Here is a 15,359-nt window from a genome sequence, read left to right on the forward strand (position 1 = left end):
CTGATTTGGAATGCTCGATGGATCTAACTACCAGCGGTAGTGAGCGAAAGCCTTGTTCGCTTCAGCCATCTTGTGAGTGTCTTCACGACGCTTGACAGCGGCACCGAGGCCGTTGCTCGCGTCGAGGATCTCGTTGGTGAGGCGCTCGGTCATGGTCTTCTCGCGACGCGCCTTGGCGTAGCTGGTCAACCAGCGCAGGGCCAACGTGTTGGCGCGATGCGGCTTGACTTCGACGGGCACCTGGTAGGTGGAACCACCAACGCGGCGCGAACGCACCTCGAGGGTCGGACGAACGTTGTCGAGTGCCTTCTTCAGCGTGACAACGGCATCGAGTTCGTTCTTGGCGGAGACTCCGGCGAGGGCGTCGTAAACGATGCGCTCGGCGAGGCCCTTTTTGCCATCGAGAAGAATCTTGTTGACGAGCTGGCTGACGATGGGGGCACCGTAAACCGGGTCGGCAATGACAGGGCGCTTGGGAGCTGGTCCTTTACGGGGCATTACTTCTTCTCCATCTTTGCGCCGTAGCGGCTACGTGCCTGCTTACGGTTCTTGACGGCCTGGGTGTCCAGTGCGCCGCGAATGATTTTGTAACGCACACCGGGGAGGTCCTTAACACGGCCGCCGCGCACGAGCACCATGGAGTGCTCCTGCAGGTTGTGGCCCTCGCCGGGAATGTAGGCGGTGACCTCTGTGCCGTTGGAAAGCTTGACGCGGGCGACCTTGCGCAGAGCCGAGTTCGGCTTCTTCGGGGTGGTCGTGTACACGCGGGTGCAAACGCCGCGCTGCTGCGGGTTGGACTTCAGGGCGGGAGCCTTGGTCTTGGTGACCTTGGGGCTACGGCCCTTTCTGACCAACTGCTGAATGGTGGGCACTAATTACTCCTTGTTATTGCTGCACGGTGACAGCTTTGTGATGGTTAGCATTCGACCTTTTACCGTCGAGTTCATCTGGACCCACTTGAACCCCGCTCACGCGTGTTTTGGTGGGTATGCCGTGGGGGCGTGGTCGAAGACTCGCCCTACATGTGTGGAATATCGACCTGTGCTCTCAAGAGGGCATCATTCAGGCGCACGACAAAGCGCACACCAGATAATTCTAGCCCGGTGCGGCCTCCACGGTCAAATGGATTGCGCGACGCGCGAGCGGGTGCCGCCGGCGGGCCTTTTGCCCTGTTTGTTCTACCCGGGCCCGGCCTATGCGGACGGGGCCCGGGCCCCGTCCATGGGCCCAGTCTATAAACTGGGCCCGTGTTCATACGGTGGGCCCGGCGGCGTGAGAGCGGATGCCGCGGCTCGGTTAGGGGTTGCGGGGCCAGAGCGGGGAGTCGAGGGTGCTTTCGAGGTCGGCGAGGAGCGCCTGCACCTGGGGCTCGACGTACTCGGCTACCGCGGCGAGAAGACGTGGCCGCTCCTGGGTGAGCTGGGCGCAGACTCGGCGGCCGACCTGACTGGCGAACTCGTCGGCGAGGGCGATCTCGGCCGTGAGCGCAGCCTTCTCCTCCGGGGTGAGCGGCGGGAGTTCGGCGGGGTTGGCCGTGCTGCCGGGCGCCAAGAGCTGGTCGGCGGGCTGCTGGTCGGCGAGCTGCTGGTCGGCGAGCTCGCTGAAGGTGAAGAGGTAGGGGGCATCCGCTGCGGGTTGCGGATCGAGGTCGAGGCCGCGGAATTCCGGGTCGAGGCCCTCGGTCGGGCGGTAGGCCTGCGCGGATTGGCGGCGTTCGTGGAGGTTTAGCTCGAAGGCCAGCAGCGGCAGGTTGAGTTCGGTGTATTCGTCGACGGAGGCCTCGATGACGATTTTCATGCGCATGGAGAGGGCGTGCTGGACGACGTGCGGTACGTCGACGGCCAATCCGGCGGATGCGATCATGGGCGATCCCAGGCATTGGCGGCAGATGCGGGACCGGCCGCGATGCGTAGCCGGGTGCCAGCGGGTGATCCAGCGCAGCCAGTTCTCGACCTCGTGGCTGACGCGCGCTTCGATGGACCGTTCCATACTGCACAAGGATACTCGACTGGTGTTTTGCGCGTGGCGGCTAGTTCGGATCGTTCTTTTCCCAGGGCCACTCTGGGGCCCCGGATCCGGCTGGCTTGGCCAGCAGCACGACAAAGTAGAGAAACGCGGTGAGCCACCCTGTGACGGCAACGGCGATGGCGAATGGGCTTGTCATTTCGTCGCCAATGAAGGTGACCGAGCGGAACAGTTCGCCGGCGCCGAGGCTGTAGGCCACTCCCCCGAAGATGCAATAAGCCAGGTACGCGCTGGCGCCGGCGATGAAAATGGGCAACGGTGGGATGTGCGTCAGGCGTTCGGGTGAGCGCAAGACCGAGCTGAGGATACCCCAGACCCACGCGAGTATCGCGGCGGTGACCATGCTGGGGCCGAGGAGGGCGCCGGCATCCGTTTCGTTGATGACGTCACGGTTGAGTAGCAAGCTCAGCACCCCCAATGCCGCGACGATGAGAGCCACATACAGGACGACCGAAAAGGTCGCCAAGGTGATCGCGTACTTTCGGTATTCCCGCATGGCTCCAGCGTAGGCCAGTGGGCGCCGCCCTCGGCCTAGCGTTCAGCGCGGACCCGTGGATTCCGCGGCACAATATGACGCGCTACGGACTGGGCCCACGTTATGAACAGGGGCCCAGTTTATAAACTGGGCCCCTGGACGGGGCCCGGGCCCCGTGCAGGGGATTACGGGCGGGAGACCTGCGGGCCGTCGGCGAGCAGGCGCTCGTATTCGGTGCGGGCTTCGAGGTTGCGAGCGGTGACGCGGCGTCCGCGGCGGGCGATCCAGGCTCCAGCCCAGATCGGAACCTCGCGAGCGATCAGCCCAGCGGCGATGGCTCCGGGGTTCAACCAGAGCGAGGCGACAAAGCGGCTGATGTCTGCGGCGGCGACGTTGTCTGACGTGCCATCGAACACGAGGCCGAGCAACGCCCCTCCGATGTAGGAGAAGTAGACCACGACGCCCACGATGAAGCCGAAGAGCACGTAAGCCCACCAACCGCCCCGGTTGACCAACGCGATCAGGCCGGTATAGGCGAGGAAGAAAAAGACTACCGGCACGTAGAAGACCGGCAGCGCAGCGAAGGTCGTGAACCCGGTGACGGTCGCGGCGATGGTCGCACTCGTCACTCCGATAATGATGAACGCTGCGACGGCGTACAGCGCGGCGAAAACCACCGTGGCCAGTAGGGCGATCAGGATGCCGCCACCGCGGTTGCTGCGATCGCGTGGCTTGGTGGGAGCCTGCACGTAGATGGGCGATTGCTGCGCTGGCGGCGTATACGTCGGCGTTGTCTGGCCGTAATCGACGGGTGTCGCTGCGGCAGCGGCCGGTGCAACGAGGAGTGGCTCCGCAACGATCATGGTCGCTGGCTCAGCTGTTACGGCCGTGCTTGTGGCCGGCACAGTAGTAGCCGGCAGGGCATTGGACAGCACCGTCGCCTCGGCGGAATCTGCGTAGTCATCGGCAAGGCTGGGCCCGGCTGCACTGGCCGCGTCAACCGGCGCGGCCGGGGAGCCCGACGGCAGATTGCGAGCGGTCGCCGCGCCGCGCTCGGTAGCACTGAACGCATCAGCACGCTCGACGGCGCTCAGGTCGGCGTTGATGGCGTCATAGTCAATGACGAGAGGCTCCTGCTCGGGGGCAGCCGATGCTGCGTCTGCGGGCACGTCGGCCGGCTCGGGGGCGGCATGCTCGGGCGTGCGCTCGGGCTCGTGCTGGGACGTGGGCTGCTGCGCGGCGGTCAGATCAGACGATGCAGCATCCGTTTCAGCATTCTTCTTGCCGTCGGTGGGCGTATTGTCGCTCATGTTGAACTCCTCGTGGCCTTCGCCGTGACTGGCCTCTATTGTACCAAGGGGTACCGCAGATGGCGCGGAGGCTCGGCGCGGCGCACAATTTATCCAGCGGATGCCGCTTCCGGCGCCACCGGCGAAGTTCTCGGCTTTCGAGTTCAGTGCACCGTGCAGACAGCGGCCGGTCTAGGAAAAGCCGGTGCGGCCAACACCAGCCGACCGATCGCTCGAGGTCATCGGTCGCGCCGGTCGTTGCCTTGCGAATGAGACTGGCAACGGCCGGAGTCGTCACAAGAATCTCGGTGGCCACAACCCGCCCGACACGGGTCGCCGAGATGACGAGGACCTGACAAATGACGCCCTGCAGCGTCATGGTCAGCCCGTGTGCTGTTGACGCGGTCGATGAGGGCGGTGAGGGTGGGGTGATGCCCGCGGTGGGCCAGCACGGAGAGGGTAAGTCGTATTCGCCGAGGTCTACTCAAGGCGCAACGCTGATGACAGGGCCGGTCGCCTGGTAGTCCCGCAATCTGGGGGTCTGAGTTGGTTAGGGACCGATTTGGCGGACTCGCTGATCGAGGCGCGAGCTTGCGAGTGATCGAGATCACTGAACTGGCAGGCCTCGACCGGCGAGACGGGGCGACCTGAAACCCGTTCGGGCTATTCGGTGAGGGCTATTTGGTTCGCATCCAGCAGCACGTAGATCATTCCCGTTATCGCCAGGTCCATGTCGTCTGTGCCTGCGGACCCTTCGGTCACCAGCGTGGAGATCGACACGGTGCGCTGGCCGTGCTGCAGACCGGCAACGAAGTCAAGCAGGTTGCTCTGCGCTCCCTGAACCGACAGCGCGATGGGTAGCCCCAGGTAGGTCCCGTCGCTGAATGGACTGGTGTCAGCAGCGGCGGCATCCGAGTCAGCTGGCTCTGGCGCAGCGTCGGTCGGCGGAGTCACCTCCTCGTCGGATTGGTAGGTGACCGCGTCGCCGAACGTCAGCGCATCCAGGGTCACGTTGTTCTGACGAGCAATGACCTCGAGCTGACTGACGAACGCGGGAATGGCCGCGTCCGGCGGGACTGCAGTCTGCAGGGTGACGAGGTAACTGCGCAACTCTGCGATGCCGTCAAACTGCTGTTTGAGGGCCGTCAGGGCGAGCACATACTCGTCGTTTTGCGACTCAACCACCTCACGGTGGGCGGTCACCACACGAACTTCTTCAAGCTTCGGTGCAACCCCGAGAAGTCCGCCCAGGATCACGATGGCACCCACGGTAAGCGCCATTCCCCCACCGAAGATTCGATTCCGATTCACGCTCAGTTCCCCCCGGCGATGCGATTCGCGCGCGCATCCGCGTTGATGTTGATTTCAATGTCGACGACGTAGCTACCGGATTCTGAACGAGTGATTGAACCGGGGCTGGCGTCGGCGAACCCGGGAAGCATCTTCAGATCGGTCAGCCATTGCGGCACGGTCGGCAGTGTCGGACTGGTCAGACTCAGGGTGAGTGTGGCAACGCGCGGGTTGTGCAGGGCAACGGTACTCTGGGCGTATTCCTCCCACGGCGAGCCGGAATCAATCGAGACTGCATCGATGGTGGCTCCGCTGGGTATGCTCGCCCGCACTGCGGCTAGGTAGGTACGCCAGTCAATTTCGGTTTCGGCACCGACCTGTCGAGCAGCGGTCGTCAGGTCGATTTGGGCCTGCACAGTGCGCACTTGCGAATACTTGGCAGACTCCAGCAAGAGTTCGTTGGTGCGCGCCTCTGCGTCAGCGAGGTCACCTTGGGCGACCCCCGCGTGCAGGGAGACGGCGCCAATCCACGCCGCCATGAAAAGCGCAACGCCAGCGGACACGGCAAGAATAAGATGCCGCAACATCCTGCCCTGCCGCTTAGCCGTGAGCTCGGGCGGCAGCAGGTTGGCTCGCGGCTGGCCACCGAAAATGACCTCGCGTCGGTTGCTGCCGTGTTTCATGGTTTACTCCCCAGGGCCAGGCCGAGCGCGGCGACGAAGGTGCACTCCGAGTCGCGCAGTTGGGCCTCGTTCACGTCGGGCCCGAGCTCTAAACCCGCAAACGGATCGGCCTGTGCCACCGGAAAACCAGTGCGAACGTGCAGGGCACCGGAAAAGCCGGCGAGCCGCGCGCCACCCCCCATGAGCACGATGCGATCGATCGGCAGCTCCGGCCAATTGTTCGTGAAGTACGACATGGTAGTGCGCAGGCTTTCGAGCAGTTCGGCCGTGACCTCGCGAATGACCGTGGCCGCGATCGCGTCGTGCGGTGCCACCACCTTCGACAGGCCGAGCTTTGTCTTGAGCGCCTCCGCAGCGGCCTCGTCGATGCCGAGCCGCACCCGCAGAGCCTTGGTGAGCTGGTTACCGCCGGAGGGGATGACCCTCACAAACTGGGGCACCCCCTGGGACGAGATGAGCACGCTCGACGACCCGCCACCGATGTCGATCTGCACGATCACGCCGGGATCGGTCACTCCGCGGTGAATGGCGCGGCTGCGCGCAAACGCCATGATGTCAACGTTGAGGGTGCGCAGACCGGCCAATTTGGCAGCCTTAATGTGTGCCTGCACGACGTCTTTCGTCGAGGCAATCAACAGCCCGGAGATCTGCGGCTCCGACTCGCCCTCGGTTTCGACCTCCTTGATGGGGTAGAAGTCGAGTAGCGCGTCAGCAGTCGGAAACGACAACAGGTCTTGAACCTGAAAGGGCAGCGACTCGCGGATGCGTCGAAGCGACATCGAGGGCACGGTGAGGTTTCGCACCACCATGCGGTGATAGCCCATGCCCAGAACCACCTCTTTGCTCGTGAATCCACCCGTCGACCAGAGTCGCTTGAGGGCAGCGCCGACGACGGCCGGTTCGAGCACCTCGCCGCGGCTGACGGCGCCGAACGGCAGCGGTTGTTCGAGGCATCGCAACAGCACAGGGTTGTCCGTTTCGGCGTCGCGCACCTCGACGGCTCGCACGGCGGTGGTGCCGATATCGATTCCGACCACACGTGTCGTCATTGTTGTTCCCCCGGTGAAATGTGAGTGTGCACGGTGATGGTGAGTGGATGGTCCAGCTTGTGCGGGCGCGCAGCGCCTAGATCAGGCCGAACAGAGTCAGGTACCCGGCGGCTATCCGCTCTCCGAAGAATGCACCGAGCCAGGCGCCCAGGAGCATCCACGGGCCGAATGGAATGCTGCTGCGCCGCCCGGCCTTGCGGGTCACGAGCAGCCCGATACCGAAAAGTCCGCCGAGTAGAAAAGCCCCAAACGCGCCGACGACGAGCGGGGCCCAACCCAGCCACCCGAGGTAGAGGCCGAGCACCCCGGCGAGTTTCACATCGCCAAGGCCCATGCCGCCCGGGCTGATCAGGGCCAGCGCCAGGTAGAGGCCGAAGAGGGCTGCCGCACCGATGAGCGCGGTCAACAGACGGCCCGGCTCTCCCGCTGCGAGCGCAGCGGCTGTCAGTAGCACGGCCGCCACCGGATAGGCCGGCAACAGAATTCTGTTGGGCAGGGTGTGAGTGTCAATGTCGATCATGGCCAGCGCTACGCTCACAGCTGCAAGGTACAAGAACGCGACGAGCACGATGATCTGAGCCAGGAGGGGGCGGGTCCATGCGAGGGCGGCTCCATCGCCGGCGACCTGGCCCGGGAACACCCACAGTGTGACGATCGCGAAAAACACGCCGGTGCCCAGCTCCACTAACGGGTAGCGCACCGAAAAGGCGGCACCACAGTCCCGGCATTTGCCCCGCAGCAGCAACCACGACAGCACGGGAATGTTGTCATACGAGCGGATGCGCGCGCCACAGCTCCCGCAGGCGCTCGGCGGCGACACGATGGACTTGCCCGCCGGAATCCGATAAATGACGACGTTGAGAAACGAGCCAATCAGTAGGCCGAACAGGGCCGCGATCACGGCCACTGCACTAATCACTTGGCGTTCCTGTCTCGTACCGACAATTGTTTACCCAGTCCAGTATCGTTACCATCGGACGCGAAGTTGCCGTCGCCTGGCAATCCTACGTACGCATACTCAAGCGTTGAGTTTTTCAGAATGTTCACCGACCCGCCGTAGAGCTGGCCGCGCCAGGAGGCACCCTCGCCCAGCGTAATCTCGCACGGAGAGTAGATCATGGCTGTGACCCGGTCGCCCAAGACGTTCTTTCCAATTAATGAATGGGCGAGTTTGCCGTCGGCGTTGCCGTTACAAGACCCATTTCCGATGCCGCTAATGTCGAAGTCGTTGGGCGTTATGAGCCACAGGGTTCGGGTGTCGGCCGACGTCGCTGTCTCCATGGACGCTTGGAGATCGAAGCCTTTAGCCAGGATCACAAGATCGTTCGGTAACAGTAAAGCCTCGTCGAGAGTCAATCCCATCTTGCAGGCGAGTGCGTCGAGAACTGTCGGTTCGGTGACACCCTCGAGCGCCGTTTTCACCTCGGTGGTGGTGCACTTACCGTCGGTCTTTGGGGTTATGGCGAACTTGTTGAACGCCGACCACTCACTCTCGGACTGACCGACGCTAACCCAGTCGGAAACAACGGGCGCAGCCGGTACTGCGGGAGCAGTCACGGTTCCGTCATAGCTAATCTGGCCTTTGACATCCGTCTCCTCGCCCGTGAACGTCGTCGTGGAAAGGTCCCCCAGAATGGTGGACGATCCACCTTCAAGAGTCGTATTTGCGGCCGACCAGACATTCTTATGAATCACTGCACTACTCTCCAAACGGATGCTCCCCGCGGTCGTCGAGCCGAGAATGTTGACCGACGACTTTAGTCTTACCGCGCCGGTCGTCCACACGCTCCCGTGGATTACAACGCTGCTGTCCGCGAGGAGAGTTTTCGCGACCAGATTTCCCGATATCTCAACCGATGAGTTCAGCACCACGTCCCCGGATGCCCAAACATTTGCCGAGAGCTCACACGAACCGTCGACCGACATCCCGCCGTCGGCGATGACCAGATCAAATGTGGGGCTGTAGACCTTGCTGGAGTCGTCGTCGTCTGCGCAGGACGGGTCCCTGGTTCGAATTTGGACCACTGGCACGGAGCCGTCTGCCGCTGAGAGTTTGGAGGAATGGTCGAAGGACCCCCCGGAATATGAATAAATGGCCGCGTCCGAGGACGGCGTCTCGGTGCCCTCTGCACTAAATTCAAAGAGACCTTCCATGGTGCGAGTGTCTGCGGTCGAGGTGGTGGCCTGACCGGGGTTCGCGGCGGTGCCGGTCGAGACAATCTTCAGCCGCACGGCTATAGCACAATCGACCTCGGAATCGTCCGCCGAAAGGTAGACAATGCTCGCCGTGAAAATTGGTGCAATGGTCGACTTCATCGGTACCTGCGGGCAGGCTTCCGCAGAGCCCAAATGCGTCATGGCAAAGGCAATGCCGGCCTCGGCTGCGGCTTGGGCCTGCACGCCGGCGCGGGTTGACGTGGTGATGGTCAGGGCTTGCAGGGATGACGAGGTTACGGTGAGCGTGATGATCAAGAGGACCGCCATCACGCCAATGACGGCCATGAGGGCGCTGCCGCGTTCACCGCTCTCTCGACTCAGTCTGCGAAACATGTTCCCTCGGTGTCGATTAGTAGTCGTGCTGTCACGGAGGTCTTCACGACGACCGGTGGGACTCCGCTGACGGTGAACGACAAGCTGACCGAGCCGTCCACGGCGGTAAAGACACCGACTGGCTCGGTGGGGTTGATCCGGCTGATTCCCTGGCCCTGCGCTGTCCAGCTGGCCAGCAGGTCGTCGGTCATCGGCTCGGACTTCGCTCCCGCCTTCTTGGCATAGATGGCTTGCGTTTCCTCATCGAAGAACCAGGCCCCGCAGGTTGAGTCGGGCACTTCTCCCATTCCAACCGTCTTGACGACGAGCAAGTTGTGGTTATCACTCACGTTGACCTCGGTGGCATTTCGCACGTCTCGTTTGATCGACTCGGCGATTAGCTGCGCGGTGTTCGCGGCCTGTGCAGCGGAGGTTACGCCGCGCTCGGCGCGCACCCCGTTGAGCAGAAAGCCTCCGACGAGGGAGAGGATCAAGACCGAGAGACTGATGTAGACGATCAATTCGACCAAGGTGAAACCGGCCTCGGCACCCTTGGGGCCGGTCGAAAGCGGCTCACTCACTCTGTTACCAGAATGAGTGTGACCGCATCGGCAAGAACCTTGTTGGTCTCGGCATTCTTGACAGTGCTCGAGTACGACAATGCCAAGGGAAAGTCGCCGACACACGGACCCCATACGCCAATGACTGTGAATGGGCCCTCGTTGATGTTCACATCGCCGGAAGCACAGGACGCAGCTGAGTGTCGGGCGCGGTCGAGGTCGGCGCTGAGCAGCTGCGTAGCCGTGGCGATCGACGCGTTCACCCGAGACACCTGCAGAGCCTGTACGAGCACCGGCAGAAATGCCATGGCCATCAGGCTGAGCAAGAACATCGAGACGATGACCTCAACGATTCCGAAGCCGGAATCGTTGATGCGGGGCGCGGCGGGGAGAGACCTGATCATCTCGTCGTATTTTCTCTTAACCTCTGTGCACGCAAGGTGGTTAGAACACTCTTGAGTTGGCTCCCGTCACTTGCTTACGGCTTCGTCGCTGCCGTCGATTGCGTGATGACGTACGTGTGCGTGGTGCTGCCCACCCAAATACCCGTGAGACTGAAGGTGGCCGGGACCGCTGCGGTAGTTCCGCTCGCTGCGGTGCCATTGCTCGTCTTGGTTTTCGCGGTCACGTCAACGGTGATGTCGGTGCTCGGTGAATAAGTATCTAGAGTTCCTTCAGTGAGCTTTTTGACAGCAGCCGTCATTGACGCCCCCTCGGCCACTGCAACCGCGATCGCGGTCTTGGCCTGGGTCAACTGCGCCGCCACGGCGGAATTCTTGGCGCCGTCCTGCTGGTTCAAATAGATCGGAACGGCGATGGCGGCGAGGACGCCGAGGATGACCACGACGACGAGAAGCTCGATCAGCGTGAAGCCCTTGTCCGTGCGACCGAGGCTTGAGTGTTTACTGCGGAGGCGGGATGTGCAGTGGTGCATGGCGGGTCCTTTGCGTAAGTGTGTGGGGAAAAGGGTGATGCAGCTGCTCGCATTTCAACCTAGGTTCTACCTCCGGCGAAGCGCGTCGTTTTTGACGAGTGGCCTACCCCCAGAGGGAGTGAAACCCTAACTGGGGTGGACTACTTCACATAGTCAAAAACGTTGAACATGGGCAGATACAGCGCCACGACCATCCCTCCTACTACGAGGCCGATAAAGGCGATCATCAGGGGTTCAATCAAGGCCGTAAGTTGTTTGGTCGTTGCGTGCACTTCTTGGTCGTAGAAGTCAGCGATTTTGCTCAGCATCTGCTCGAGCGCGCCGGCATCCTCTCCCACCGCGATCATCTGGGTGACCATGGCCGGAAAGACCGGTTCAAGCGCGAGTGGGGCGGCAATGGACCGGCCGCGACTGACCGATTCCTGCACCTTCTGCAGCGCTTCTTCGATAACCCAGTTGCCCGAGGTCTCCCCTACGATCTTGAGCGAGCTCAAAATGGGCACGCCGGCACCGATCATGGTCGCGAAATTGCGAGTGAACCGGGCGATCGCGAGCTTGGCGAGCAGCGGCCCGAAGACCGGCAGCTTCAGTTTGAGCGGATCGACGACGTGACGCACCCGCTCGGTGTGGCGGTTCTTGCCCCACCAGATCCATGCCGCTACACCGCCAACGATGAGCATCGGGCCGACCCACAACATGACATTGGAGAGGTACACCAGCACTTGGGTAACGTAGGGCAGCTCACCACCGAGCTGGGCGAACATGTCGTCAAACACCGGCACGATGAAGATGAGCATGCCGATGACAGCGAGTACCGCCATGATCATCACGATCATCGGGTAGGCCAGTGCCGACTTGATCGTGTCCTTGAGGCGCACCTCGGTCTCGAAGTTGTCGGCGATGGAATTGAGAGAATCTTCGAGAAAACCGCCGATCTCACCGGCGCGAACGAGGTTGATCATGATGGGAGGGAAGACCTCGTCGTGCTTGTCGAAGGCATGCGAGAGCGACATGCCCGTTTCGACGTCGCTGCGAATGACCGAGAGCACCTGTGCGAGCCGGCGGTTCTGGGTCTGCTCCGAGAGAATGATCAGGGTGCGTAACAGTGACAGGCCGGCCGCGGTCATGGTCGCCATCTGGCGACTCATGACGGCCAGATCGGCGAGCCCGACCGGCTTCGTGTAGCCGGGCAGGCGCAGGTCCATATTGAGGCCGCGAATCGGGCGTGCCGGAACGATCGAAATGGGCGAGAGGCCCATGGTGCGCAGCTGTTGCAGGGCGGCACGCTCCGAACCGGCATCCAGTCGACCCTTGACGACCTTGTCGTCGGCATCCCGACCGGAGTAGGCGAAGGAGAGTTCAGCGGCCATTAGCGCCTCCTCGGCGAGAACGAGTCGTTGAAGTCAATCTCGGCCAGGCTCAGGTCGCCCAGCGACGGGTCGGTCGGGTCAATCGTGCGCACGAGTTGCTTGAGCACCTCAACGTCCTGGGCCTTCTCTTCCGCCGCCTGTCTGGTGATCGCCCGGGACTCGACCAACTCGGCGAGGTGCTGGTCCATGGTGTGCATGCCGAGGGTGCGTCCCGATTGCAGCGCTGAACCGATCTGATGGGTCTTGCCCTCCCGTATCAGGTTGGCGATGGCGGGCGTTGAAACGAGGATCTCGGTCGCCACCACGCGTCCACCGCCGACCTTGCGCACCAGGGTCTGACAGAGCACCCCGCGCAGGGTCACGGCAAGTTGCGCTCGCACCTGGGCTTGCTGGTGCGCGGGAAAGACGTCGATCATGCGGTCGATGGTCTGGGCGGCATCCTGCGTGTGCAGGGTCGAGAAAACCAGGTGGCCGGTTTCGGCGGCGGTCAGGGCAACCGAAATGGTTTCGAGGTCGCGCAGCTCGCCAATGAGAATAACGTCGGGGTCCTGCCGTAGCACGTGCTTGAGCGCCGCGGCGAAGCTGTGCGTGTCCTGCCCGACCTCGCGCTGGCTGATCACGCACTTCTTGGACTCGTGCACGAACTCAATCGGGTCTTCTACCGTAACAATGTGGTCGGTACGGGTGCTGTTGACGAGGTCGATGATGGCCGCGAGCGTGGTGGTTTTGCCCGAACCGGTCGGGCCGGTGACGAGTACGAGACCTCGCGGCAAATGCGCAAACCGCGAAACGGATGCCGGAACCCCCAGTTCGGCCAGCGACCTGATCTCATTCGGGATCAGCCGAAAGGCGCCACTGACGGAGCCACGCTGCTGATAGAAATTGACCCGAAACCGACTCGACTCGATCGTGTAAGCGAAGTCGAGTTCGAGCTCGCGAGCAAATTCCTCCCGCTGCCCCGGCGAGAGGATGCTATCGAGAGCCGCTGCGACCTTGTCCGGCGACCAGCGCGGCCACCCGACGATGGGCCGCAACGCTCCGTCGATACGCACGCTCGGCGGCGCGCCGCCGGCGACGTGCAGGTCGGAGCCTCCTTCCACCGTGAGCAGGCGCAAGGCAGCGAGCAAGTCCGGGTCGAAATCGGTGGACACGGTGCGCATGGCGTGCAGAATGCGAGCCGGTGGGGTGGGGTCTGCAAAGCCGTCGCCGGTGGGCATCCGGTCGGTGGGCATCTGGTCAAAATCTGGCTGACTCATGCGAGTGCATTCACTGGGCAGCGCCGACGGTTCTAAGAGACAACACGGAGCACCTCATCAACGGAGGTCAGTCCGAGCGCAACCTTGGCCCAGCCGTCTTCGCGCATGGTGATCATGCCCTGTTTGCGGGCGGCGGCTCCAATTTGCGCGCTCGAGGCACGGGCGACGGTGAGGCGCTCGATCTCTTCGGAGACCGTCATGACCTCGTGAATGCCGAGTCGACCGCGAAAACCTGTGTTGGAGCAGCTGGAGCATCCGGCCGGCTTGTAGATGATGGTGCCGGTGGTGGTGGGGTCGATGGCCGGACCAATTTCGGGCCTGATCGTTGACCGGTTCGAGACGTACCCGACCGTCGGGTTGACCACAAAACCGAGATAGGACAGGTCGGTACGGTTGTCGGGAACCTTGCAGCGGTCACACAGCCGTCGGGCGAGGCGCTGGGCCACAACACAGTCGAGAGCAGAACCGACCAGAAACGGTTCGACACCCATTTCGATCAGTCGGGTCATGGCGCTCGGCGCATCGTTGGTGTGCAGGGTAGACAGCACGAGGTGACCGGTGAGGGAGGCCTCGATCGCAATCTTCGCCGTCTCCTTATCGCGAATCTCGCCGAGCAGCACCACGTCGGGGTCTGAACGCAGAATGGAACGCAGCGCAACAGCGAAGGTGAGGCCAGCCTTGCGATTCACCTGCACCTGATTCACCCCCGGCATGCGATATTCCACCGGGTCCTCGACCGTGATCACGTTGATTTCGGGCCGAGAGATGGCGTGCAGAGTCGTGTATAGCGTGGTCGATTTGCCCGAACCGGTTGGGCCGGTGACGAGGATCATGCCGTACGGCTTGGTGTATGCCATCTCGAACTCGTTGAAGTTGTCGGTGAGCAGGTTGAGACCGTTCATGCTCATGCTCGACGTGGCGTTATCGAGAATGCGCAGCACGACCTTCTCACCCCAGACCGTGGGCAGAATGGCCACCCGCAGATCGACCGTTCGGCCGTTGTGGTGCACCGACATGCGCCCGTCCTGCGGTTTGCGCCGCTCGGCAATATCGAGGTCACTCATAATTTTGATGCGGGAGGTGACTCCGCCGGCAATCGTCGACGGCGCCTTCTGCATCTCGTGCAGCACGCCGTCGATGCGGTACCGCACCCGCACGCCGTCTTCGCCGGGTTCGATATGGATATCGCTGGCCTTGTCCTGAATCGCCTGGCTGACCAACAGGTTGACGAACCGCACAATCGGGGCGGCGTCATCCGTTTCGGTGGGGCTGACGTTCTCGTCGGCGTCGTCGATTTCGGCCGTCAGTGTGGAGCTGAGGTCGATCAGTTCGTTGTCGGCGCGGTGAAAGCGGATGATGGCGGCCTGTAGGTCAGCCGGTTCCACCACGACCGGGGTGACCCGCATGCGCGACGCCTCGCGCACGTCGTCGACGGCGAACACATCGCCGGGGTTGACCATGGCCACCACCAGACGACCGCCTTCGAACGCGATCGGCAGCACCTGGGCTCGACGGCAGACGGCGGCCGGAACCTTGGCAACGGCAAGCCGGTCAACCGGATAGTCGAGCAGCTCAACGAACGGCAGGTTCTTCTGCTCGGCGCGCGCCTTGGCGAACTGCAACTCGCTGATGGTGCCGGCTGTAACCAGCCCGCGCACGGACGCTTCATCGGCCCGGTCGCCGGAGCTCACCGCGTCGAGCCGTTCGATAGGAAGCAGACCGTGCACGATGAGAATTTCGGTCAAACTTGGCACGTACGCGCTCCCCAGGTACCACGTCGATGCCGCGCCGGATACCGGCACACGAGTAGGCTCTCAGGTTAACTCGCGGGCGAATCAGCTGGACAGCCCCAATTTATGGGGCGCTCCTTCGGGGGTGCTGAGCAGAGTGGGCAGCGTG

At 62.8% G+C, this 15,359-nt stretch carries 17 protein-coding genes; 1 reads left to right on the forward strand and 16 read right to left on the reverse strand.

Annotated features, from left to right (window positions below):
* Positions 1-27: 27 nt before the first annotated feature.
* The 5 genes from rpsG to CXY75_RS16090 all read right to left on the reverse strand — a co-directional run bounded on the left by rpsG (position 28) and on the right by CXY75_RS16090 (position 3,810).
* Positions 28-498, reverse strand: a complete 471-nt coding sequence (gene rpsG / locus CXY75_RS16070; protein ID WP_092107221.1) for a 30S ribosomal protein S7 — start codon at positions 496-498, stop codon at positions 28-30.
* A complete protein-coding gene (gene rpsL / locus CXY75_RS16075) occupies positions 498-872 on the reverse strand; it encodes a 30S ribosomal protein S12 (protein ID WP_035834602.1) in 375 nt (124 codons plus the stop codon). Before rpsL ends, rpsG begins: the two co-directional genes overlap by 1 nt.
* Before the next feature lie 424 nt (positions 873-1,296).
* Positions 1,297-1,989, reverse strand: coding sequence for a spermidine/putrescine ABC transporter substrate-binding protein (locus CXY75_RS16080; RefSeq protein WP_104083796.1), 693 nt, complete (start codon positions 1,987-1,989; stop codon positions 1,297-1,299).
* Positions 1,990-2,029: 40 nt separating this feature from the next.
* Positions 2,030-2,521 carry a DUF6121 family protein gene (locus CXY75_RS16085; RefSeq protein WP_104083797.1) on the reverse strand — a complete coding sequence of 164 codons (492 nt, stop codon included), beginning with the start codon at positions 2,519-2,521 and terminating at the stop codon, positions 2,030-2,032.
* A gap of 164 nt (positions 2,522-2,685) precedes the next feature.
* The gene (locus CXY75_RS16090) at positions 2,686-3,810 is read right to left on the reverse strand and encodes a hypothetical protein (RefSeq protein ID WP_104083798.1); all 1,125 of its coding nucleotides are present in this window, start codon (positions 3,808-3,810) and stop codon (positions 2,686-2,688) included.
* 338 nt (positions 3,811-4,148) lie between these two features.
* On the opposite strand from CXY75_RS16090, the gene CXY75_RS19875 reads away from it, so the two are divergent.
* Positions 4,149-4,313, forward strand: a complete 165-nt coding sequence (locus CXY75_RS19875) for a hypothetical protein (RefSeq protein ID WP_158251230.1) — start codon at positions 4,149-4,151, stop codon at positions 4,311-4,313.
* Between the two features lie 139 nt (positions 4,314-4,452).
* Here CXY75_RS19875 and CXY75_RS16095 read toward each other — a convergent pair whose 3' ends face one another.
* The 11 genes from CXY75_RS16095 to CXY75_RS16145 form a co-directional block, all read right to left on the reverse strand.
* Positions 4,453-5,100: a hypothetical protein gene (locus CXY75_RS16095; RefSeq protein WP_146069504.1), complete on the reverse strand. Its 648-nt coding sequence runs from the start codon at positions 5,098-5,100 to the stop codon at positions 4,453-4,455.
* 2 nt (positions 5,101-5,102) lie between these two features.
* Positions 5,103-5,762 (reverse strand): hypothetical protein, encoded by a 660-nt coding sequence (locus CXY75_RS16100; RefSeq protein WP_104083800.1) that lies wholly within the window; start codon positions 5,760-5,762, stop codon positions 5,103-5,105.
* The gene (pilM, locus tag CXY75_RS16105) at positions 5,759-6,811 is read right to left on the reverse strand and encodes a type IV pilus assembly protein PilM (protein ID WP_104083801.1); all 1,053 of its coding nucleotides are present in this window, start codon (positions 6,809-6,811) and stop codon (positions 5,759-5,761) included. The genes CXY75_RS16100 and pilM overlap by 4 nt, the downstream gene beginning before the upstream one ends.
* 76 nt (positions 6,812-6,887) lie before the next feature.
* Positions 6,888-7,730: an A24 family peptidase gene (locus CXY75_RS16110; protein ID WP_199182482.1), complete on the reverse strand. Its 843-nt coding sequence runs from the start codon at positions 7,728-7,730 to the stop codon at positions 6,888-6,890.
* Entirely contained in the window at positions 7,727-9,361 is a 1,635-nt protein-coding gene (locus tag CXY75_RS16115; RefSeq protein ID WP_104083802.1) for a polymer-forming cytoskeletal protein, read from the reverse strand. Before CXY75_RS16115 ends, CXY75_RS16110 begins: the two co-directional genes overlap by 4 nt.
* On the reverse strand, positions 9,346-9,921 hold the full coding sequence (locus CXY75_RS16120; protein ID WP_104083803.1) for a type II secretion system protein J: 576 nt from the start codon (positions 9,919-9,921) through the stop codon (positions 9,346-9,348). The genes CXY75_RS16115 and CXY75_RS16120 overlap by 16 nt, the downstream gene beginning before the upstream one ends.
* On the reverse strand, positions 9,918-10,304 hold the full coding sequence (locus CXY75_RS16125) for a prepilin-type N-terminal cleavage/methylation domain-containing protein (protein WP_104083804.1): 387 nt from the start codon (positions 10,302-10,304) through the stop codon (positions 9,918-9,920). Before CXY75_RS16125 ends, CXY75_RS16120 begins: the two co-directional genes overlap by 4 nt.
* Before the next feature lie 74 nt (positions 10,305-10,378).
* Entirely contained in the window at positions 10,379-10,834 is a 456-nt protein-coding gene (locus CXY75_RS20825; protein WP_104083805.1) for a prepilin-type N-terminal cleavage/methylation domain-containing protein, read from the reverse strand.
* Between the two features lie 140 nt (positions 10,835-10,974).
* Positions 10,975-12,204, reverse strand: coding sequence for a type II secretion system F family protein (locus CXY75_RS16135; RefSeq protein ID WP_158251231.1), 1,230 nt, complete (start codon positions 12,202-12,204; stop codon positions 10,975-10,977).
* Positions 12,204-13,460: a type IV pilus twitching motility protein PilT gene (locus tag CXY75_RS16140; RefSeq protein ID WP_304481713.1), complete on the reverse strand. Its 1,257-nt coding sequence runs from the start codon at positions 13,458-13,460 to the stop codon at positions 12,204-12,206. The genes CXY75_RS16135 and CXY75_RS16140 overlap by 1 nt, the downstream gene beginning before the upstream one ends.
* A gap of 32 nt (positions 13,461-13,492) precedes the next feature.
* Positions 13,493-15,214 (reverse strand): GspE/PulE family protein, encoded by a 1,722-nt coding sequence (locus CXY75_RS16145; protein WP_104083930.1) that lies wholly within the window; start codon positions 15,212-15,214, stop codon positions 13,493-13,495.
* Positions 15,215-15,359: the final 145 nt, after the last annotated feature.

The organism is Cryobacterium sp. Y11 (assembly GCF_002929535.1).
In the GTDB taxonomy this organism is placed as follows: domain Bacteria; phylum Actinomycetota; class Actinomycetes; order Actinomycetales; family Microbacteriaceae; genus Cryobacterium.

Coding starts and splice junctions, on each gene's coding strand:
- CXY75_RS16090 (WP_104083798.1), bottom strand. CDS start 3,810: ATGAGCGACAATACGCCCACCGACGGCAAGAAGAATGCTGAAACGGAT.
- CXY75_RS16140 (WP_304481713.1), bottom strand. CDS start 13,460: ATGAGTCAGCCAGATTTTGACCAGATGCCCACCGACCGGATGCCCACC.
- CXY75_RS16085 (WP_104083797.1), bottom strand. CDS start 2,521: ATGCGGGAATACCGAAAGTACGCGATCACCTTGGCGACCTTTTCGGTC.
- CXY75_RS16080 (WP_104083796.1), bottom strand. CDS start 1,989: ATGGAACGGTCCATCGAAGCGCGCGTCAGCCACGAGGTCGAGAACTGG.
- CXY75_RS19875 (WP_158251230.1), top strand. CDS start 4,149: ATGACGCCCTGCAGCGTCATGGTCAGCCCGTGTGCTGTTGACGCGGTC.
- pilM (WP_104083801.1), bottom strand. CDS start 6,811: ATGACGACACGTGTGGTCGGAATCGATATCGGCACCACCGCCGTGCGA.
- CXY75_RS16115 (WP_104083802.1), bottom strand. CDS start 9,361: ATGTTTCGCAGACTGAGTCGAGAGAGCGGTGAACGCGGCAGCGCCCTC.
- CXY75_RS20825 (WP_104083805.1), bottom strand. CDS start 10,834: ATGCACCACTGCACATCCCGCCTCCGCAGTAAACACTCAAGCCTCGGT.
- rpsG (WP_092107221.1), bottom strand. CDS start 498: ATGCCCCGTAAAGGACCAGCTCCCAAGCGCCCTGTCATTGCCGACCCG.
- CXY75_RS16100 (WP_104083800.1), bottom strand. CDS start 5,762: ATGAAACACGGCAGCAACCGACGCGAGGTCATTTTCGGTGGCCAGCCG.
- CXY75_RS16125 (WP_104083804.1), bottom strand. CDS start 10,304: ATGATCAGGTCTCTCCCCGCCGCGCCCCGCATCAACGATTCCGGCTTC.
- CXY75_RS16135 (WP_158251231.1), bottom strand. CDS start 12,204: ATGGCCGCTGAACTCTCCTTCGCCTACTCCGGTCGGGATGCCGACGAC.